The 19,296-nt window shown below is 50.8% G+C and carries 28 protein-coding genes and 1 pseudogene; 25 read left to right on the top strand and 4 right to left on the bottom strand.

The genetic code is table 11. From position 1 onward, the window contains the following. The first annotated feature begins 193 nt into the window (after nt 1–193). A complete protein-coding gene (locus tag KJS55_RS09165; RefSeq protein WP_213543200.1) occupies nt 194–1,084 on the top strand; it encodes a hypothetical protein in 891 nt (296 codons plus the stop codon). A gap of 330 nt (nt 1,085–1,414) precedes the next feature. On the opposite strand, the gene KJS55_RS09160 is transcribed toward KJS55_RS09165, so the two are convergent. Beyond that, the gene (locus KJS55_RS09160; protein WP_187031547.1) at nt 1,415–1,882 is read right to left on the bottom strand and encodes a nucleoside deaminase; all 468 of its coding nucleotides are present in this window, start codon (nt 1,880–1,882) and stop codon (nt 1,415–1,417) included. A 78-nt stretch (nt 1,883–1,960) separates the two neighbouring features. On the opposite strand from KJS55_RS09160, the gene KJS55_RS09155 reads away from it, so the two are divergent. Together KJS55_RS09155 and KJS55_RS09150 are read left to right on the top strand one after the other, a co-directional pair. Then, nucleotides 1,961–2,221 (top strand): DUF2508 family protein, encoded by a 261-nt coding sequence (locus tag KJS55_RS09155; protein WP_187031545.1) that lies wholly within the window; start codon nt 1,961–1,963, stop codon nt 2,219–2,221. Then, nucleotides 2,212–2,475, top strand: coding sequence for a pro-sigmaK processing inhibitor BofA family protein (locus tag KJS55_RS09150; protein ID WP_187031543.1), 264 nt, complete (start codon nt 2,212–2,214; stop codon nt 2,473–2,475). The genes KJS55_RS09155 and KJS55_RS09150 overlap by 10 nt, the downstream gene beginning before the upstream one ends. A 12-nt stretch (nt 2,476–2,487) precedes the next feature. On the opposite strand, the gene KJS55_RS09145 is transcribed toward KJS55_RS09150, so the two are convergent. Further along, entirely contained in the window at nt 2,488–3,039 is a 552-nt protein-coding gene (locus KJS55_RS09145; RefSeq protein WP_213543199.1) for a hypothetical protein, read from the bottom strand. Nucleotides 3,040–3,242: 203 nt separating this feature from the next. Here KJS55_RS09145 and rplM point away from each other — a divergent pair, with 203 nt between their 5' ends. The 11 genes and pseudogenes from rplM to KJS55_RS09095 all read left to right on the top strand — a co-directional run bounded on the left by rplM (nt 3,243) and on the right by KJS55_RS09095 (nt 8,653). Further along, on the top strand, nt 3,243–3,674 hold the full coding sequence (gene rplM / locus KJS55_RS09140; protein WP_213543198.1) for a 50S ribosomal protein L13: 432 nt from the start codon (nt 3,243–3,245) through the stop codon (nt 3,672–3,674). A gap of 14 nt (nt 3,675–3,688) precedes the next feature. Then, nucleotides 3,689–4,093 carry a 30S ribosomal protein S9 gene (gene rpsI / locus KJS55_RS09135; protein ID WP_187031537.1) on the top strand — a complete coding sequence of 135 codons (405 nt, stop codon included), beginning with the start codon at nt 3,689–3,691 and terminating at the stop codon, nt 4,091–4,093. Nucleotides 4,094–4,550: 457 nt separating this feature from the next. Further along, a complete protein-coding gene (locus tag KJS55_RS09130; protein WP_213543197.1) occupies nt 4,551–4,712 on the top strand; it encodes a hypothetical protein in 162 nt (53 codons plus the stop codon). After that, a complete protein-coding gene (locus KJS55_RS09125; protein WP_213543196.1) occupies nt 4,685–4,921 on the top strand; it encodes a hypothetical protein in 237 nt (78 codons plus the stop codon). The genes KJS55_RS09130 and KJS55_RS09125 overlap by 28 nt, the downstream gene beginning before the upstream one ends. Nucleotides 4,922–5,022: 101 nt before the next feature. Next, nucleotides 5,023–5,844: pseudogene (locus KJS55_RS09120) on the top strand (ParA family protein). Nucleotides 5,845–5,960: 116 nt separating this feature from the next. After that, a complete protein-coding gene (locus KJS55_RS17360; protein ID WP_229600195.1) occupies nt 5,961–6,236 on the top strand; it encodes a ParB/RepB/Spo0J family partition protein in 276 nt (91 codons plus the stop codon). Between the two features lie 195 nt (nt 6,237–6,431). After that, nucleotides 6,432–6,734 (top strand): hypothetical protein, encoded by a 303-nt coding sequence (locus KJS55_RS17355; protein ID WP_228300499.1) that lies wholly within the window; start codon nt 6,432–6,434, stop codon nt 6,732–6,734. A 569-nt stretch (nt 6,735–7,303) separates the two neighbouring features. Continuing rightward, entirely contained in the window at nt 7,304–7,435 is a 132-nt protein-coding gene (locus KJS55_RS17705) for an IS3 family transposase (protein WP_213543195.1), read from the top strand. Nucleotides 7,436–7,473: 38 nt separating this feature from the next. Continuing rightward, on the top strand, nt 7,474–7,776 hold the full coding sequence (locus tag KJS55_RS09105) for a DDE-type integrase/transposase/recombinase (protein ID WP_213543194.1): 303 nt from the start codon (nt 7,474–7,476) through the stop codon (nt 7,774–7,776). 24 nt (nt 7,777–7,800) lie between these two features. Next, complete coding sequence (locus KJS55_RS17700; protein ID WP_428846505.1) at nt 7,801–8,043, top strand: IS3 family transposase; 243 nt, start codon at nt 7,801–7,803, stop codon at nt 8,041–8,043. Nucleotides 8,044–8,467: 424 nt separating this feature from the next. Further along, nucleotides 8,468–8,653, top strand: a complete 186-nt coding sequence (locus KJS55_RS09095; protein ID WP_213543192.1) for an ImmA/IrrE family metallo-endopeptidase — start codon at nt 8,468–8,470, stop codon at nt 8,651–8,653. A gap of 314 nt (nt 8,654–8,967) precedes the next feature. Here the strand turns inward: KJS55_RS09095 and KJS55_RS09090 are convergent, their stop codons facing one another. Together KJS55_RS09090 and KJS55_RS09085 are read right to left on the bottom strand one after the other, a co-directional pair. Beyond that, nucleotides 8,968–9,210 carry a helix-turn-helix domain-containing protein gene (locus KJS55_RS09090; RefSeq protein ID WP_213543671.1) on the bottom strand — a complete coding sequence of 81 codons (243 nt, stop codon included), beginning with the start codon at nt 9,208–9,210 and terminating at the stop codon, nt 8,968–8,970. A gap of 346 nt (nt 9,211–9,556) precedes the next feature. Next, complete coding sequence (locus KJS55_RS09085) at nt 9,557–10,468, bottom strand: LysR family transcriptional regulator (protein WP_213543191.1); 912 nt, start codon at nt 10,466–10,468, stop codon at nt 9,557–9,559. Nucleotides 10,469–10,659: 191 nt separating this feature from the next. On the opposite strand from KJS55_RS09085, the gene KJS55_RS09080 reads away from it, so the two are divergent. The 11 genes from KJS55_RS09080 (at nt 10,660) to KJS55_RS09030 (ending at nt 19,293) form a co-directional block, all read left to right on the top strand. Further along, nucleotides 10,660–11,373 (top strand): HAD family hydrolase, encoded by a 714-nt coding sequence (locus KJS55_RS09080; protein ID WP_213543190.1) that lies wholly within the window; start codon nt 10,660–10,662, stop codon nt 11,371–11,373. Between the two features lie 16 nt (nt 11,374–11,389). Further along, nucleotides 11,390–12,259, top strand: coding sequence for a branched-chain amino acid ABC transporter permease (locus tag KJS55_RS09075; RefSeq protein ID WP_213543189.1), 870 nt, complete (start codon nt 11,390–11,392; stop codon nt 12,257–12,259). Nucleotides 12,260–12,270: 11 nt separating this feature from the next. Then, nucleotides 12,271–13,284, top strand: coding sequence for a branched-chain amino acid ABC transporter permease (locus tag KJS55_RS09070; protein WP_213543188.1), 1,014 nt, complete (start codon nt 12,271–12,273; stop codon nt 13,282–13,284). Next, nucleotides 13,281–14,531 (top strand): ABC transporter substrate-binding protein, encoded by a 1,251-nt coding sequence (locus KJS55_RS09065; protein ID WP_213543187.1) that lies wholly within the window; start codon nt 13,281–13,283, stop codon nt 14,529–14,531. Before KJS55_RS09070 ends, KJS55_RS09065 begins: the two co-directional genes overlap by 4 nt. Before the next feature lie 201 nt (nt 14,532–14,732). Then, the gene (locus KJS55_RS09060) at nt 14,733–15,449 is read left to right on the top strand and encodes an ABC transporter ATP-binding protein (RefSeq protein WP_213543186.1); all 717 of its coding nucleotides are present in this window, start codon (nt 14,733–14,735) and stop codon (nt 15,447–15,449) included. Nucleotides 15,450–15,454: 5 nt separating this feature from the next. Next, complete coding sequence (locus tag KJS55_RS09055) at nt 15,455–16,162, top strand: ABC transporter ATP-binding protein (RefSeq protein WP_213543185.1); 708 nt, start codon at nt 15,455–15,457, stop codon at nt 16,160–16,162. 51 nt (nt 16,163–16,213) lie between these two features. Then, nucleotides 16,214–16,696, top strand: a complete 483-nt coding sequence (locus KJS55_RS09050) for a hotdog fold domain-containing protein (RefSeq protein ID WP_213543184.1) — start codon at nt 16,214–16,216, stop codon at nt 16,694–16,696. A 39-nt stretch (nt 16,697–16,735) separates the two neighbouring features. Continuing rightward, on the top strand, nt 16,736–16,939 hold the full coding sequence (locus tag KJS55_RS09045; protein ID WP_213543183.1) for a 4Fe-4S dicluster domain-containing protein: 204 nt from the start codon (nt 16,736–16,738) through the stop codon (nt 16,937–16,939). 9 nt (nt 16,940–16,948) lie between these two features. Then, nucleotides 16,949–18,019, top strand: coding sequence for a 3-methyl-2-oxobutanoate dehydrogenase subunit VorB (gene vorB / locus KJS55_RS09040; RefSeq protein WP_213543182.1), 1,071 nt, complete (start codon nt 16,949–16,951; stop codon nt 18,017–18,019). Next, nucleotides 18,020–18,769 (top strand): thiamine pyrophosphate-dependent enzyme, encoded by a 750-nt coding sequence (locus KJS55_RS09035; RefSeq protein WP_213543181.1) that lies wholly within the window; start codon nt 18,020–18,022, stop codon nt 18,767–18,769. Next, nucleotides 18,766–19,293 (top strand): 2-oxoacid:ferredoxin oxidoreductase subunit gamma family protein, encoded by a 528-nt coding sequence (locus KJS55_RS09030; protein WP_213543180.1) that lies wholly within the window; start codon nt 18,766–18,768, stop codon nt 19,291–19,293. The genes KJS55_RS09035 and KJS55_RS09030 overlap by 4 nt, the downstream gene beginning before the upstream one ends. The last annotated feature ends 3 nt before the right edge of the window (nt 19,294–19,296 follow it).

Raw genomic sequence — 19,296 nt, 5'->3', positions numbered from 1 at the left:
CAAAAAGCAGGAAGAAATCTGAACGAACTGCAACGCGCCCAGAACCTGCGGCAAAAACAGCTGCTCCGCTTTGTTTTTGTGGCACAGCCGGCAGCGTCTCGCCTCGCCGGTTCGCCCCGATGCCGCCCGCCCTGGGGCGGAAGCTTCCAAAGATGGTTTTCCAAATTCACACCCCGAAAGGACCTTTCAGAATATGAAAAAGCAGTGGATGTTTTTCCTGTTGCCGGTGCTGCTTGGCGCCGCGGCATTTCTTCTCCGGCTGTGGCAGCGCTGCACCGGTTTTGAGTATGACACCGGGCTTCCTATCCCCGGCACGCCGGCGGGACCGGCATTGGCAGTCTTTCTGCTTGCATCGGCAATCGGGATGGTTGTTCTCTTCCGGCGCCTTCCGGGAGAGAAAGCGTCCGCTTCCGCTCTGCCGCAGGACTTTTCTGCCAACACTCCCCGGCTGCTGGTTCTCCCGGTGACGGGGGTGCTGCTGATTGCCGCGGCCGGTCTTGCAGACCTGTATGAGGGCTTTGGCCTGGGGAATCTGATCGGTCAATTCTTAGCTGCCGCAGGCCCTGATCACATCGCCGTCTCGACCGCCGTTACAAGCGCGCTGGGTCTCTCCCCCACGGCGCAAAAGCTGTTGGGCGTGTTGTCTCTGGGATCTGCTGCGGCGCTGTTTCCCACCATCTCCGCCTGCCGCAGAGGTGGTGCCTTTCAGGGCGCATCCCTGTTGCTGATTCCTCCGGTGGCTCTGGTCATTCGTCTGGTGGCCGCCTACCGTCTGGACTCCGTCAATCCAGCCTTGAGCGCGTACTATGTGGAGCTGCTGGCCCTGGTGTTTTTGACGCTTGGCTTCTACCGTCTTTCTTCCTTTGCTTTCCACGCAGGACAGCTGCGCCTTTACGCCTTCTATACCGGCGCGGCCGTGGTGCTCTCCATGGCTGCCCTGGCGGATGGCGGCCCGTATTTATCATCCCTGCTGCTGTATGCCGGCGGAGCGTCGGTGCTGATGGGCTTTTTGCTGCTACGGCTGGCCTCTCCGGTTCCATCCACCCGCCAAGAGGAACCCCCGGATTTGACATCCCAATCATAACACATTCACTCAAAAAATGACAGCGTTGAACTTCTCCAATCAGCCCTGACGGTCTGACTGGCCCGGTCCCTCTTTCTGCTAATTGGCGCCGTACATGTTTCTGTTCCCAGGCGCCTGCGGCATTGTCATCCGCGGATTCCGGCGGGTATACGCGCCTCTTTTCCTCACATGATTGCTTTGGCAAATAGCCGCAGGGCCAGCCAATTGGCTGGCCCTGCGGCTATTTTTTGGAAGATTGGATGAAAAGAAGTTTTGTCTCTTGCAAGTATTAAGATACAGGAGAGTTGTTAAGCAAACCAGCGCCATTTGTTACAAAAGTCTAAACTCTCATCATTTTTTGCTGTCACTCTTTCCCTGCCGCAGCCCGGAGAAAAAATCTGCCAGCACCTGCCGGCACTCCTCCCCCAGAATTCCCCCCACCAGGGCGGGACGGTTTGGAAAGTCCTCCATAAATAGATTGCTCACACCGCCGCAGGCGCCAAAGGTCTCGTCCCGGGCGCCGTACCACACCCGGCAAATCCGGGCGTTCAGAATGGCCCCGGCGCACATGGGACACGGCTCCAGCGTCACATACAGCTCACAGTCCGCCAGCCGCCAGGTGCCCAGGCGCTCGTTAGCCTGAGCAATCGCCTCCATCTCCGCGTGGGAAGCCGTGGCCTGCTTCTCCTCCCGCCGGTTCCGCCCCCGGCCCACAATTTCGCCAGACCGGACAATGACGCACCCCACCGGGACTTCTCCTGCGGCAGCGGCCTCTCGAGCCAAGTCCAGCGCCTCCCTCATGTAATCCTGCTCTGTCATGTTTTTCCATTCTCCCCGTATGAAATCTGGCATATTTGTCCAAACTTCCCATACATCTGAAAGGGGAGGGACACAGCCATGAAACCTATTTTTTCCAAAAAGCGCTTTCAGGACCCGGAGCTGATGATCCTGCGCTCCGAGCTGCTGGAAGCCCAAAGCGAGTTGGCTCAGGCTTACCGACAATTCAACCAGGCAGTGGACCCAGAACTGGTGGAGTCCTGCATCTATCAGATCAGCGCGGTAAAGGCCCGATGCAACTATCTCATCCGCGCCATCAAGGAGCGGGGACCCCAGGCCGCCGCTGCCGCCCAGGTGGAAGGAGATGCCATATGGACCTAAATCAAAAAATTCTCGCCGCCATCCTGGCGGCCTTCTTCCTCATCGCCTTGATCCGGGTGTTTCAGACGCCGCTGCGCCTTGCCTTAAAACTGCTGGCAAACACGCTTCTTGGTTTTTTGGCCCTGTGGGTGGTCAACTTGACGGCGGGCGTCACGGGGATCACCCTGGGGCTGAACCTGCTCAACGCTCTGGTCATCGGCATTCTAGGCCTGCCAGGTTTTGTTCTGCTCCTTCTAACCCAATGGGTGCTATAGAATACATATGATTCACAGTTCGTCTCCCGCGTCGTTGTAATATGTGCTCTCCAGGTGCCAGCCGCTCTCTCCGCCCCGGAACCGCCAGATGGTCAGTGACGGCGGGGTAGAAATCGAGACAGTTTCCGCCGGGCCGCCATCCAGCCGGAACCGGATCTCCGCTAGATGCTCCGATTCGTTCCAGACGGCGTAGCACACCTCCCGGTCGCCGGAGTAGCCGCCCAGAGGCTGCGTGTAGATGCCCTGCACCGGGTGTGGGCCATACATACGCCGGGAATTCAAATATGCTTCATAATCCCCGTTTTCATTCTGCCGGAACCGGACGATCCACCGCTCGTCCGGTCTTTTTTCTGCCCCGCGGAACACGGCAAAGCGGTCAGCCCCGTCGTCCGCAACTGTCAGCAGCTCAATCCCGTCCTTCAGACGGCTGCCCATTTCCTGTCGGAGATAACGCTCTATGCTGCCCATGTCGTTGCCATAGATCACAGGCTCGTAAAATGCCGCGCAGGCCACAGCCACCAAGCTGGCAAGCAAGAAGATCCGGTCGCTCGCCACATGGTTCATGGAGGTCTCCTTTTCAAAAATAGAGCGAGAGATTTCAGGAGATACTAAGAGATATTTTGAGAAAACAGGAGGAAACTTTGTGCTAAATCAAATTCATATTGACATCCCTGTTTCTCCGTGATATAAATAAGCTTGCTCCGATTTTACCCCGGAGCGTTTGATTTGTAAAGCAAAAGCAAAATTTATCATATGGAGGAAACACCATGTCCACTTTTATGGCAAACAAGGCCAACATTGAGCGCAAGTGGTACATCCTGGACGCCGCCGGCAAGCCCCTGGGCAAGACCGCCGTCCGGGCTGCGGATCTGCTGCGCGGCAAGGGCAAAGTCACCTACACCCCCCACGCCGACTGCGGCGACAATGTCATCATTATCAATGCCGGCAAGGCCATCCTCACCGGCAAGAAGGGCGAGCAGAAGTTCTACCGCACCCACTCCGGCTGGGTGGGCGGTCTGAAAGAGACCCCCTATCGCATTTTGATGCAGGAGAAGCCCGAAGTCGCCATGCGGGTGGCTGTCCGCGGCATGATGCCCCGGAACGTCATTACCAAGGACTCCCTGAAGCGCCTGCACATTTATGCGGACGCCAACTATGAGCAGCAGGCTCAGAAGCCCGTGGCTCTGGACGTCGAATAAGGAGGAGGAAGAGCATGTATCAGTCTAAGAAGCCCTATCTGTATGGCACCGGTCGCCGGAAGTCCTCCGTGGCCCGCGTCCACCTGTTTCCCAACGGCACCGGCTCCATCACCATCAACGGCCGGGATATTGACGACTATTTCGGCCTGGATACCTTGAAGATGGTGGTTCGTCAGCCACTGGAGGCCACTGGCAACACCGGCAAAATGGATATTGTGGCCACTGTCACTGGCGGTGGTGTGTCTGGCCAGGCCGGTGCCCTGCGCCACGGCATCGCCCGCGCCCTGCTACTGGCCAGCGAGGACTATCGTCCTATCTTGAAGAAAGCTGGTTTCCTGACTCGCGATCCTCGCATGAAAGAGCGCAAGAAATACGGCCTCAAGGCCGCCCGTCGTGCGCCTCAGTTCTCCAAGCGCTGATTTTATATCAGAAACGTTCAAAAACCCCGGAAAATTTCGATTTTCCGGGGTTTTTTCTTTTGAAAACCTCTGATAGCCTTTGCCTGATTTTGGACTGATTTGGCTCAATTTGACCCTGTTTTTTTGGGGGTTAAATATAGGCTAACTGACAGAGCGAAAGAAGTCGATTTGGAGCTAGTCTCAGGGCAGGCCGTCATGAACGGTTATCACCCTCTCTAAAGGCCCCCGATACCAAAAAATCGATCTGTATTTTCCCCCTGATTTGGCCTGCTTTGTCATAACTGAATACTGTTTATATTGCAGCCATATTATAGAGTGCCGATCATTCCCTGAATGAAACGGCGCTCTTTTTCGCCCCAGTTGGCAGACGCAATTATTTCCCCCACCCTGCCCAAAAGCCTACATAGCCGTCTATATCCCTTTTGACAGCTATGAGTTTACAGTAAGAGGACAAGCCATGAAGTGGAAAAAGGACGAGCCGCAGAATAGAAAGATCGAGACGCTGGCCGACAAGATTCGCGGCGTCGCCTATGAGAGCATAGAGAACCTCTGGAACGCTTTCCTGGATTTGGCCTGGACATGGTGCGGGCCATGGAGAAAGACCCACGGCTCCTGGTAAGCCACGGCAATTATATCGGGGCTATGAAGGTTCTGGAAGGCATCTATGCCCTGGTGGAGATCGCCCCATCAGAGGATTTCACCGACCATCAGCAGTACTCTGCCCTGGCACAGATGTTCATGGAGGAATATCTGGCAAAGAGTGAGGACTTCATCTTTGACACAGGCATGGATGATGTGCTGGCACTTCTCACAAGTGAAAGGCCGTAAATTCCTAGTGGGCCATCGGCTCACTTTAACATAGTCGTTGCGCTGCTACAAGCGCCGCATACGGCTATGACTATAAACTGAAGAAACGGAGGTAGTAACCTATGGACAAGTGCAAAGTGATTGCCATCACCAATCAAAAGGGCGGCCTCGGTAAGACAACCACGGCGGTCAATTTGGGCGTGGGACTGGTACAGCAGGGGAAAAAGGTTTTGCTTGTGGACGCGGACCCCCAGGAAAGTCTTACGGTGAGTCTGGGCGTGAAGAACCCGGATGACCTTGAAACAACCATCTCCGATCTGATGCAAGTCGTTGTGGACAATGGTATCACCACGAGACAGAGGCATCTTAAAAAATATTGAAGGGGTCGATTTGGTGCCCTCCAACATCGGTCTGTCCAGCTTTGAAGTAAGTCTTGTGAACACTATAAGCCGGGAATTTGTGCTGTGTAGTTACCTGGGCGCAGTCAAACGGGATTATGACTACGTTCTGATCAATTGTATGCCCTCGCTGGGTATGCCGACCATCAACGCTCTGGCAGCGGCGGACAGCGTTCTTATCCCATGTCAGGCCAACTATCTGTCCACCAAGGGCTTGAAGCTGTTGTTGGGATCGGTAGCCAAAGTACGACGACAGATCAACCCATTGCTGAAAATCGGCGGCACCCTGCTAGCCATGGTGGATAACCGTACCAACAACACCAAAACATTATCGCGGCCCTACGGCAGACCGGGAACAATCTCCAGGTATTGAATACGGAGATACCCTTCTCTGTCCGGGCGGCAGAGTGCAGCATGGAGGGCAAGAGCATTTTCATCCATAGCAGCAAAGGGAAAGTAGCTGCGGCATATACGGCGCTTGTAGAGGAGGTGAACATCCTTGAGCAAAGGAGCCGCAATCGACCTTGGGCTGAACGAGGCTTATAACGGCCTGTCACCCAGGAAGAACGAGACAACGCCCAGCGCAGCTATGTGACCGACCTGCCCGCCGCTGAAATCAGCGACTTCCCCAACCACCGTTCAAGGTGCGGATGAACCAAAGCATGGTAGAACTGGCAGACAGCGTAAAGCAGCATGGCGTCCTGGTTCCATCCCTGGTCCGGCCCATGCCGGGCGGAAGCTATCAGATGGTGTCGGGCCATCGGCGCAAGCGGGCGGCGGAGTTGGCTGGTCTGCCCACGGTGCCCTGCATTATCCGGGAATTGACGGATGATGGAGCCGTCATCGTCGTGGTGGACATCAACCTTCAGCGGGAACAGGTCTTACCATCAAAAAAGGCGTTTGCCTATAAGATGAAGTTGGAAGCCATGCGTAGATAGGCTGGAAAGCTGAGTAATGAAAATAGTGTCCCAGTGGGACACTATTTTTTGGTGGGAAAATCAAGAGAGATTTTCGCATCTGACTCCCTTGATAGCAATACTCAAATCCAACGCTATATCCGTCTAACCAACCTTATCCCTGAAATTCTGGACATGGTGGACGATTCTGCGCTGAAAGAAACATGGAAACCACAAATGGCCCTACGCCCCGCCTTGGAGCTGTCCTATCTGCCGGAGGCCGAGCAGGCCGCCTTGCCGGAGGTCATGGAGAGCGAGGACCGCACTCCTTCTCACGCCCAGGCCATCAAAATGCGGACCTTTTCCGAGCAGGGCAAACTGAACCCTGATGTGATCCTCTCCATCATGCAGGAGGAAAAGCCCAATCAGGTGGAGCAATTCAAAATTCTCAGGAAACGGATTGACAAGTTTTCAAGCCGGGGAAAACGGCACCCTTCCTCTGACCGTCGGCCCCATCGCTCCGCAGGCTCCCACCGCTGAGGATAGTCCCAACCAGAGTGAGGGATCCGAGAAATTTTGTATATCCTGTACGCCGATTGAAAAATGGGTAAATCTGTATAAGCTGCATGGTGCAAAAAGACTTCTAAGCCGAAATCTAGTGGGCAAACAAAAAGGTTTTGATGGCGAGTTTCGCCTGAAAGTGCTACAATACAAGCAGGAACATCACTTATCCTGTACACAGACAGCTATGCACTTTTGCCTCGATGTTGTAACCGTGTGCCGGTGGGGGAAAAAATTCCAAAAGGAAGGTGCACAGGGACTTATGAAAAAGCAGGCTATAAAAGGAATCGAAAAGGGCAGAAGAAGCAGGGACAGACAGAACTGCAACAGGAAAACAAGCGGCTGTCAGAAGAAAATTACCGGTTGAGAATGGAGAATGATTACCTAAAAAAATTAAACGCCTTAATTCAGAAGCGGGAAAAACCCGAATAAGCGACGTTGCGGTTGCCATTACAGAATGAAGGCGGGAGTATCCTCTGGCAGCTCTACTGAAACTGGCTGGTATTCCTCGAAGTACATACTACTATCATTCCCAGAAAGCTAATGCTGTGGATAAACACGCGAAAGAAAGAGCAGAAATCATAGCAATTTATCAGGAGAATCAAGGCCGGTATGGGTATCAGCGGATTGGTATGGAATTACGCAACAGGGGCTTCCGGCTGAACTACAAGAGGTTGTAAAAGCTGATGAAGGAATCAGGCTTGAAATTATGGTACGAATGAAAAAGTATCGTTCTTACCGGGGAGAAGTCGGCAGTGTTGCGTCAAATCTGCTGGCAAGAGATTTCCATGCGGAAAGGCCGAAGCAGAAATGGGTAACCGATGTGCCTGAGTTTTCACTGTTTGGAAGCAAACTTTATCTGTCGCCTGTGCTTGACCTGTATAATGGTGAAATCATCAGTTATGCCATCAGTGAACGGGCTAATTACCATCAGGTGGATGAGATGCTGGATAAAGCATTCTCTCGGCTCCCGGACGGCGGCGGACTGATCCTTCACTTGGAGCAGGGCTGGCAATATTAAAACGCCAGGTATCAAAAAAGGCTGTTGGAAAAAGGCATCCAACAAAGTATGTCCAGAAAGGTAAACTGTCTGGACCATGCGGTTATAGAAAACTTCTTCGGCTCGTTAAAACCCGAACTGCTTTACCTGCGGACGTTCCAATCATTAGACGAGTTCTGCCAGGAACTGGCCGCTTATCTTGAATACTATAACCACAACCGCATTAAAGAAAAATTGAACGGGTTAAGCCCTGTCCAATACAGAATTCAAAGCGGATTTGCCGCATAACTTTTGTCCAACTTTTATGGGTTATTTCACCGTCGTTTTACGGCGGTCTACCCTTGAGTGACGGTTCCGGCCACGCTAAAGGACTGTCGGTGACGGTGGATATATCACCAGAGCCGTACTGGAGAAAAAAGCGCAGACCTCGGGACAAAGTGTCTCAAAGTCCGCACCAGATAAAGATATTTTTCACTCCTTTTTAATTTATTAAATTTTGTAGTGCTGCACAAATTGTGAGCGAAAATTTTGTGAATGTTTTTCACCCCGCTTTCCCACGTTCCCTGCAAAAACGCCACCCGGATTTTATCCCGAGTGGCGTTTTGCATAATGTGATAGTGTTCTTCTTTATTTCCCGGTTTTATTGGGACCGGAACCCCTTGTATTTGCAATGTTCCTAATCGGCGCTAAACGTATTCTGCTGAACTCTAACATGGATTACATTACAGTTCAAATGGTCTGCGGACATGAGATCGGCCATGATGCTTTACATAGGGAGCAGAGCAAAATTGGGATGGAACTCCAGAAGTTCACCCTGTTTGATATACGGAACGAGACGAAGTATGAGGCCAATGCCTTTGCAGCCCATTTGCGTATTGACAGTGAGGAATTTGCTTGAGCTTGCGGGCCACAGGTATGATGTAGTGCAGCTCTTCTCAATCATGGAAAAAGATGTTACTTTGGTACTTATCAAGTCGAATGAACTTAACCGTATAGGGCTTCAACTTAACCTCCCATATATTCCCCGTTCGGATTTCCTAAAGAATGTAACAGTATAAAATAGAAATCGTCCCCTACAAAGTAGGGGACGATTTTGTTGTCACAATTTTTAGTCCTATAACAGCACGGAAATAATATTTCTTTGTGTCTTTACTCCGTTTATGGCCTTGTTATACTGGTTTGATTATAAATTGGAAAGCACATTCACAACATTTACCTCACTTCTTGATCTAACCCTCGAAACAACTCCGAGCTAAAAAAATCGCCTATTGAAATCCCAAGACCATCACATAACTTTTTTATAGTTGTAACTGTGGCGCTGTGATTGCGCCCGCTGACAATATTATTCACCGTGGACTGCGTGACACCGCTCAAAAGGCACAACTTATTGATAGATAAATCGCGCTCACGGCATAATTCTAAGATTCTTGCCCTAACTGCCTCTCCAATATCCACGGGTATCACCTCAATCCTATATTGAAGATACCCGATTGAACTTGAAATAATTACCTCTTTTGAGTTAAAATAACTCAAAAGAGGTATATCGCCTATTGGGAGACAGTTTTGCAGCTACAACACCAGCCCAACATCACCGGCTTCTTGCTACGACCTCCAATAGCTTATCTAAAATTTCTTTTGTAGCCCAGAACGCAACTCATTTCTGAAATTAGCTTCCTAAAATAGTCAGTCTTGCCCTTAACATTGCTCATTATGGTTCCCGGTCAATAGTATTCTGCCGAGAAGCAGTAAATATAAGCAACTAATGGGGAATGGCAACAAAAAATTTGCGCTCAGAATCGTTTTAAATGTTTTCAGTCTTGTTCTTTAAAAAATCTTCTACCATATATTTTTTCACGTATCGTATAAATGTTGATACCAAAGCTGAAGATTTACCAAAATTCACTTCCATGCCAAGTGACCGGAACGCCGCTGGTGCAATAGGCAGCACAATTAACTCATCAAGAAAGTCGAGCACCATCAATCTAGGCAAGAGACTTACACCGATACCATTTCGGATCATGCATAATATGGCAATATAATCCATAGAGGACGCCTGTATGTCGCTGTTGAGAGAATTCTGTGTAAACACTCGCTCTACGTCAAAGTCAATGGTATTATCCATAATTGGCATGATGATTTTGTATTGATTTAGATTTTGAATATCAAAAGCTCCTTGATGATTCGTTTGCACAGGAAAATCTTTTGGAAAAACAGCTACAATTGGATCTTCAAACAAAGCAATTTGTTCAAATGGATCATCATCTGAAAGACTAGTAAACCCTACATCAATTCTTCCTTTGAGAAGAGCATTCTTGATTTCTTCTCTAGATCCCTCGCTGATTTCAATCACAATTTCTGGATAATCTTGATTAAATTTATTGATGATCTTTGGAAGAAAATGCATGGACAAACTAGAATATGTTCCAATTTTTATGACTCCGTAGCTAAGTTTTTGGATAGATTGGATGGTCTTGTTGATTGCATCAAAATCTTCTACCAACTGTTGTGCCAAGGGCAGAATCTGTCTACTTTGAGCAGTTAAGTGTAACCCATTTTTATCTCTGGTAAACAGTTTGAAGCCCAACTCATTCTCCGCGCGATTGAGTGCGTGGCTTAATCCACTCTGTGAATAGTTCAACTTTTTTGCAGCGATAGAAACGTTCTTGGTTTTTGCAATTTCAACGAAAAACAAAAAGAAAGGCAACGAAAGCATGTACATTTCCTCCTTACGAATCTTGTGCATTCAAGTGCCAAACAATCATATATGACAGTTTGGCATGGATTATATGTTAGTATGGCGTTTGCCATTCCAATGCAGTCAATATATACTTTAAACAAATCGGCAGACTTTATCCATAATTTAATGCCAAATTTTAAACAAAACAATTCTAGGAGGGTAACAACATGAACAGACTACTTCCGAAGGCCATCAGTTTTGATATCTACGGTACGATCATTGACTGGGAAGGCGGCACGGTGGACTGGTACAAGAAGTTTTTCGAAAAGTACAAGATCACCGGTGTCTCTGCTGCAGAGATTGAAAGCGCTTGGGAAAAGCTTCAGTTTGAATATATCCGCAATTATCGTCCCTTCCGGGATGTTTTGATGGACACCTTCAAGACTACAGCCTGGTATTATGGGTTCCCTTACAGTGAGGAGGATGTCATCAGCTTTGCCGACGAAATGGCTAAGATGAGGGCTTTTCCTGACGCCAAGGAGGGCATGGAAATGATTCGTTCCCTTGGCATCAAGGTATGCGCTCTCTCCAACGTGGACAACGACATCATTACTGAATCTTTCCGCCATGAGGGAATCGTCATGGACGCTATTGTCACTGCTGAAGACGTGGGATGCTACAAGCCTCATTATCCAGGGTTCCTGAAGTCACAGGAGGTCATGGGCTGCACGGCGGAGGAAATGCACCATGCTGCGTTCGGCTTTAAGTACGACTGCGTACCCGGTAATGCCTTGGGCTACACCACAGTCTGGATTCGCCGGGCGGACATGCTTCGCGACGCCATGGATCAGGAGGACCTAAGCTTCGGTGACCTCAAGAGCTATGCAATCTACCTTAAGGGGCTCAAAGCCATTGATGAAGAGAACGGACTTGTGTACTGACCGATAGGGGCAGCGTATGGTTAATATATTAATTAGCGGTATTCTCAGAGGCGGTATGTATGTACTCATAGCCTTGGGACTCGCGTTGGTATATGGCGTTATGCGGATTCCCAATTTTGCACATGGTGAGTACTACCTGATTGGCGCCTATGCTGCATATTTTGCATTGGTGTCATTTGGATGGCCGCCTGCTGTCGCAATTCTTTTTGCAGCTGTTGTAGGATTCGTTTTTGGCGCAGTAATCGAAAAACTGACCTTTGCCCCTCTTCGCAAGCGCAACACTGGAGACTGGGTAACCAATGCGTTTATGATCGGTGCCGGAATCCAGTTGATTATTCAAAACGGCGCTCAGTATATTTTCTCTGCGAATTATTTCGGCGTGGAGAAACTCTGGGACGGAAATGTAGCGGTTGCCGGATTCAACATCTCTTACGACAGACTCATTGCATTTGGGATCGCTATGGTAACGCTGGGTGTCTTTTGGCTGTTCCTAAAAAAGACGAAAATTGGCATTTCCATCTTGGCAGTGGCGGAAGACGAAACGGGAGCCATGCTGATGGGCGTAGATATTAAAAAGATTCACACATTTACCTATGCTTTGAGCTGTATGTTGGCAGCACTGGCCGGCGGGGCCCTGCTGTCCGTGACCCCGGCCTATCCGACCATGGGCACCGCGCCCAACCTGGCCGCGTGGTTCACGGTGATTTTGGTGGGCGTGGGCAATCTGAGTGCTGTGATTGTGGGCGGCTTTATCGTAGGCCTGATTGAGGTAGCGTCAACTTATGTCGTCGGTGCCGCATGGCAGAATGTCATTTCGCTTTCGGTCATTATCCTGATTCTGCTCTTTAAACCAGCGGGTCTGTTTGGTCGAAAGCAGAAGGTGTGAGGTGAGATGAAGTGAAAAATACATACAAGACTCTCGCTCAGCCTCTTAAAAAAGTCGGACTTTCCCCGATCAGTCTGGTCGCATTTATCGCGATTGCCTGTTTCCCGCTGGTATCGCCCAATGAATACTATACCAAGCTTGCAGTGACCTGTCTGATTTGGGGCACGCTGGCAATGGGATTCGACTTTTCTGTGGGCTATATCAACGTTGCCAACTGGGGATATGCGGCTCTGATGGGAACAGGGGCATACCTGTCTGCACTGATCAACCAATATTTCGGGATCAGTCCCTGGCTGGGAATGGTTCTGGGCGGAATGGCTGCGGCTTTGCTTGGCCTTTTGATTGCTCTGCTCACCATGAAAATGGACGCCATGTTCGCGGCGCTCCTGGCGTGGTTTGTGGGCATCGTGTTGCAAAATATTATCGCGGCCATTCCCGACATTACCAGAGGCGCGATGGGGCTGAACGTAACAGCTCTTTTTGAGACTCCCTGGGCAAAGCCGTATTTCTATGTGATCTTCACAATTTGCGTGCTGACGTTCTGCTGTCTGCGGAAGATGGTAGATTCACGGTTTGGATTGGCTTTCCGCGCTCTGGGACAGGACATTGAGGCAGCAAAGGCTGTTGGAATCAGCCCTTTAAAGTACAGGACGATCAACTTCGTCATTTCCTGCTTTATCGCGGGCATCGTGGGAGGGTTCTACGCGCATTATGTGGGCGTTTTGTCTCCCAATGTGCTGGGCACAAAAAACGTGGTCCAGATTCTGGTGTTGGCCTATATTGGCGGACGCGGCAGCATCTGGGGACCGCTGCTGGCGAGCTTCCTGATTATGCCTGTTTTCGAAGCTATGAACAGCCTTGTGGAAATCAAGTACATCATCTATGGCCTTCTTTTGATTATCTCCATGATATACTTTCCAGGCGGATTTTGCAAGATTCCAGGAAAAGTTAGGGTCATGGTGGCAGTTCGGGCAGACAGCCGAGAGAAAAACAATCAATCAGAAAAAGGAGAAGAAGGATTATGAAGAAGCTATCGAAGATTCTGGTTATCTTGCTGACACTCTCCCTGATTCTTTCCGCCTGTGGAGGCGGCTCCAGTTCCGACTCTGGTGAAAAGGTTTTGAAGATTGCCGTAGGCTGTTCTCTGACAGGTACCGGCGCCAAGGCGGGCACCGCTTTTGAAGAGGCCACAAAAATGGCTTTTGAGGATATTGATTACAAGATCGGTGACTATGCGATTGAACTCATTACAGTAGACCTGACGGACGACCCAGAAAAGGGAGCACTTGCCCTTGAGCAGGCTATTGTGAAAGATGGGGCACAGGTTGCCATGCAGGGCTGGTTTACCACGATTGCTATGTCTACCATGGATGTTGCTGCTAAGTATCAGATCCCCTACCTATTCAATTACGGTGCCGGACAAGCCCTGGACGAAAAATGGGAGACAGATCCCGAGAAATACAGCTATTACATCGGCAAGATGTATCCCACCACGGATTTTATTGCTATGGAGTACCGCGATCTTTTTGACGCTGCTTTTGCATCAGGACAGTTGACCGGAGAAAAGACCATTGCCGTTTACGGTGAGGATACAGACTGGGGCCATTCGCTGGGAGATAATCTGGTGAGATATTTTAGCGAGGCAGGCTATGAAGTTGTATACAACGAGTATTTTGCTGCAGGCACTACGGATATGTACGCAATCCTGGCCAAGATCCAGTCCAGCGGAGCCAATATCGTGGCCGGCACCATTAATACCCCTGCCAGTGCGGCTGCATTTTTGAAGCAGGCCAGAGAGGTGGGCCTGGAATCTCAGATTGTTTGTCACTCTCTCAATGAAAACGCTGATTGGTATGAGCTCTGCGGAGATGCAGCAGAGGGCGTCTATGATCAGCTTCCTGGTTACATCGATGAACGCGGCGCAGAGTTTGAGGATCGCTGGATGGAGAGAATGGGCTATGCAGCTTCGGTGGCCTGCGAAAGTGTCGCCTACGACTGTGCCCTGTGCACCATCCAAATGCTCCAGGACTGTTATGAGATGTACGGCGTTTTGGATTCTGAAACCATTTACAAATTCGGCTGCGAGGAAGTGCAAACCGGAAACTGGATCTTTGACAACTCCATTATGCAGGCGGCTTATCGTTGGGAGTCGGGCAGACTCTCTCCCGTTGTAGGCGAGGACGCATTCTACTATCCCCTGGGGCAGGTTCAAAACGGTGAATTCGTGACCGTTTGGCCGGAGTCCAGAGCTGTAACAAACGCCATTTTCTGAGCAATTCGGTCTGCCGCAGCAGGTGAGCCGCAGAGGTTAATTTTGTGATTTGCTCCGTGTCCTTTGCCTGTCGGAGCACATCGAAAACTGTCGAAACAACAATCACCCGCCTGCGAACCGGGCTGTGGGGAAACCCCGGCAAAAAACTTCAAACAAGATGAGTGGTGGTTATGAATCCAATCAAGAAAGCAGGTGCAGAATTTGATATTGCGCACAGAAGGCGTTACGAAATGTTTTGGCGGCTTGACTGCTGTAAATAATGTGTCGCTGGAGGTTGCGGACGGTGAGATTCTCGGTATCATCGGTCCCAATGGAGCAGGAAAGACGACATTTCTGAACTGTATTTCCGGCTTCTATTCTCCCACAAAAGGGAAGATCTATTTTGACGGAGAGGACATTACGGGCATGACGTCCTACGCCCTTTGCCAAAAGGGTCTTTCCCGGACCTTCCAGATTGTCCGTTCTTTCCCCAAAATGACAGCCCTTGATAACGTTGTGACTGCGATCATCTATGGTGGCGGGGACAAATGCGCGGACCCGGTCAAAAGAGCACATGAGCTGCTGGATGAGGTTGGGTTTGCGGTGTCCCACGACGCGATTGCTGAAGCGCTCAATACCATGCAGCTCAAACGACTGATGCTGGCACGGGCGATCGCAACCAAATGTAAGCTGCTGTTGCTGGACGAGGTAGCTGCGGGCCTGACCACGTCGGAACTTCCGGACTTTATTACGTTGATCAAACAAATCCGGAACAGCGGAGTTTCCATCATTTCTATCGAGCATGTGATGAAGTTTATCACTGAAACTTGCGATCGAGTGGCGGTCATCAGCTTCGGAGAAAAGATTGCGGAGGGCACTCCCATGGAGGTTCTGAACAATCCGCTTGTGATTGAGAGTTATCTCGGAAAAGAGGACTAGTACATATGCTGAAATTAGAAAATGTTTGTGCTGGCTATGGAAAATTAGACGTTCTCTGGGATGTCAGCTGTGAGGTGCACGATGGGGAATTCGTAGCCATCGTGGGACCTAACGGGGCCGGAAAAACCACCACTATGCGGGCAATCAGCGGATTGGTTCGCCCCAAGAGCGGCGCAATTATATTCAACGGCGAGCATTTGGAAGGCGAGTCCATGAAGCGCATTCATGATCTGGGTGTGAGCTTTATCACAGATGACGGAAACCTGTTTTCCGGTATGAGCGTGAAAGAAAACCTGCTGATGGGGGCACTGAACATCCGGAACAAAAATAAGGTCAAACAGTTGATGGATAAAGTGATTGGCTTGTTTCCCCGCTTGGGTGAGCGGCTGAATCAGCAGGCGGGTCTGATGAGCGGCGGCGAGCGCAAAATGTTGGGGATTGCCAGAGGCCTGATGTCGGAGCCGAAGCTGATGCTGGTGGATGAGCCCTCTCTGGGGCTTGCGCCCGCTGTGGTTATGGACGTGTTTCGAACGCTCAAGGGGCTGACAAAGGAAGGCGTTCACATTCTACTGGTAGAGCAGAATGTCAATACCACCCTGAAGATTGTTGACCGCGCGTACATTCTGGAGAAGGGCGTAATCAACGGACAGGGCACCAGCGCGGAACTTCTGAACAGCGATTACGTCCAGAAAATGTATCTTGGGATTGAATGAGGTTGGCGCAAATTCTAAACGATAAACATTTTTAATGGGGAGGAAATCAACATGATTGGCAACAAGGTGATTTTTCGGAAAATGATGACCGTGGAAAACGATGGACACTATCTCGGCAACTTGATCAACGGCGGCAGAATGCTGGATTACTTCGGTGATGTGGGCACGGAGCTGATGGTCCGGGCCACGGGCGACGGAAGCCTCTTCCGCGCTTATAAAGAAGTGAACTTCCTGGCGCCGATCCACGTGGGCGATTTCATGGAGTATCATGGCTGGATCGAGAAGAAGGGCAAGACTTCCTTTGAGGTCCACTTTGAGTGCTACAAGATTTTCACCATGACCGACGACTATAAGGTGAAGTGCAACTTCATGGATGCCATTCAAGGTGAGCCTGATCTCAAGCATTTCAAGAGTGACGCAGCCATGGTGGCCTGCGATCCTCCTCTGCTGTGCGGCACGGCCATCGGCATCATGGTGGTACCGGAAGAATACCAGAGAGAACCGTTGGACCCTGCTTTCAAAGTCGAGGCGTAAGCACAGCTTCCCTGATGGGTTGCGGATGAAGGAGATATCATGGGAATTGTAAGGATTGACTTTGAAAGATGCAAGGAATGTGGGTATTGCATCAACTTCTGCCCCAAAAATGTCCTGGCAAAAGGAGCGGCGGTCAATAAGCGCGGCTATTTCCCACCGGTGGTGGGAGATGGCTGCATCGCATGCGGGACCTGTGCCAGAATGTGCCCGGATGCTGCTATCTCGGTATATAAGGAAGATTAGGTGAAGACTATGGGTGAAAAAACATTCATGCAGGGCAACATGGCGATGGCGGAATCCGCCATCCGCGCAGGCTGCAAACTCTTTTTCGGCTATCCAATCACGCCTTCCAGCGAGGTGGCAGAGTATTTTGCAAAGGCAATGTTCACCCGTCCTGAGGAGAATATTACCTTCATTCAGGCGGAGACTGAGGTGGCGGCATTCAACATGATTGCCGGTGCCGTGGCCGCGGGTCATCGTGCCATGACGGCCACTTCCGGCCCTGGCTTTTCCCTGGGGCAGGAGGCCATGTCCTTTATGAGCTGCGCTGATCTTCCTGCTGTGATCCTGGACATCATGCGTCCAGGTCCAGGAGACGGAGATATCATGGCCGGGCAGAGCGACTATCATCAGCTTACACGAGGCGGCGGGCACGGTGATTACCGCAATCTAATCCTGGCTCCCTATACAGTGGAAGAAGGCTGCAGACTGATGCAGGAGGCGTTTGTGCTAGCGGAGAAGTACCACAACCCTGTGGTCGTGGCCTCCGACGGCAATCTGGCTAAGCTGCGGGAGTCCGTGGAGCTTCCGGGAAGGCTGGAGGTTCCTGCCCCTGAAGAGCAGTACAACTCGTTGACAGGCTATGATCCGGCCGTAAGAGGAAAACATGTGTTCTTGACGGGTATGAACGGCGCCGCGGAAGTCATCATGATCAATGAGCGGCTCCAAAAGAAGTTCCGGGCAATTGTGGAAAACGAGGTTCGCTATGAACGGTACAACTGTGAGGACGCGGCCATCGTTCTGGTAGCCTACGGCTCCCTGGCCAGAGTATGCATCTCCGCCATGAAGCTGGCCAGAGAAGAGGGAATCAAGGTAGGCCTGATCCGCCCGATCACCCTGTGGCCTTATCCGGAAAAGGCGTTTGAGGATCTGAACGGCAAGAAGTTCCTGTGCTGTGAGCTCTCTGCCGGCCAGATGGTGGACGATGTGAAGCTCTCCGTTGAGAACAAGCACGATGTGTACCTTTTCAGCAGATGGGGAAGCGTATTGCCCAGTCCGAAAGAAGTGCTTGCAGATATTCGTAAGTTAAATGAGGTGAAGTAAGTGAAGACTGTTTATGAGAGACCGAAAATCTTCACAGATGCGATCACGACGTATTGCGGCGGCTGTGGGCACGGGATTGTGAATAGACTGATTGCCGAGCTGATCGACGAAATGGGGCTACAACGCAACGGTATCATTGTATGGCCCATCGGCTGTTCCTGTCTGGCGGATAAATTCTATGAGATGGATCAGATCATGGCCCTGCACGGGAGAGCGCCTGCCACGGCAACAGGCATCAAGCGTGCGGAGCCGGACAAATTTGTGTTGGTTTATCAGGGAGACGGCGATCTTGTATCTGAGGGTATGGCGGAGATTATGCACGCGGCCATCCGGGGTGAAAAGTTCAGTGTCATTTTCATCAACAACGCCATTTACGGCATGACTGGCGGCCAGATTGCGCCGACTACACTGATGGATCAAAAGGCAACCACCGCCCCCACTGGGCGCAAGGCCGTCAACTCCGGCTATCCGATCAACATGGCGGAGACGCTGGCGACGCTCCAAGGCGTATGCTATTCCGAGCGGGTCACTGTCACAACACCGCAGAATGTCATGAAGGCCAAGAAGGCTATCAAGAAGGCATTTGATCTTCAGATGGCGGGAAAGGGCATGACCTTTGTGGAGGTGCTCTCTCCCTGTCCCACCAACTGGGGGATGCAGCCCATCAAGGCTATGGAATGGATCAATGAGGTCATGGTTGAGCAGTATCCGCTGGGCGTATTCAAGGACGAGGAGGATGAGGCAGTATGAAAAAGGAGCTCTTATTCTCCGGTATTGGTGGACAGGGCATTATGAATCTGGGAGAGATCCTCTGCGCCGCGGCCATCAAGGCTGGCTATAACGTCACTTTTTCACCGGTGTATGGCGCTGAAAAGCGCGGTGGGCGGACCATGTGCAACATTGTGATTTCCACGGGAATTGAATGCCAGGTGGTTTCCGAGGCGGACGTCATGCTGATTATGGACGAGGCATCCTTACAGGACTACCAGCACCTTGCCGGATCTCAGGGCGTTCTGATTCTCAATGCGCAGGTGAGCACTGTCCCCGATTGCTCCTGCAGGAATATCAAAACCGTGCCGTTCATCGAAAAGGCCATGGAACTGGGAAATGCCAAGGTGGCCAACATGATTGCACTGGGCTTTGTGCTGAAGTGTCTGGACTTTATTCCCTATGCTTCCGTGGAAGAACTCGTCAAAGAAACCTTTGCCAGCAAGGCTAAGCTAATCCCTCTGAACCTGCAGGCCCTGAAAACGGGTTACGAATATGAAGCGTGAGGA

This window comes from Pusillibacter faecalis, from assembly GCF_018408705.1.
Classification (GTDB): Bacteria; Bacillota; Clostridia; order Oscillospirales; family Oscillospiraceae; genus Oscillibacter; species Oscillibacter faecalis.
Note: the sequence above shows the minus strand (reverse complement) of the source record. Positions and strands in the feature narration are given on the sequence as shown.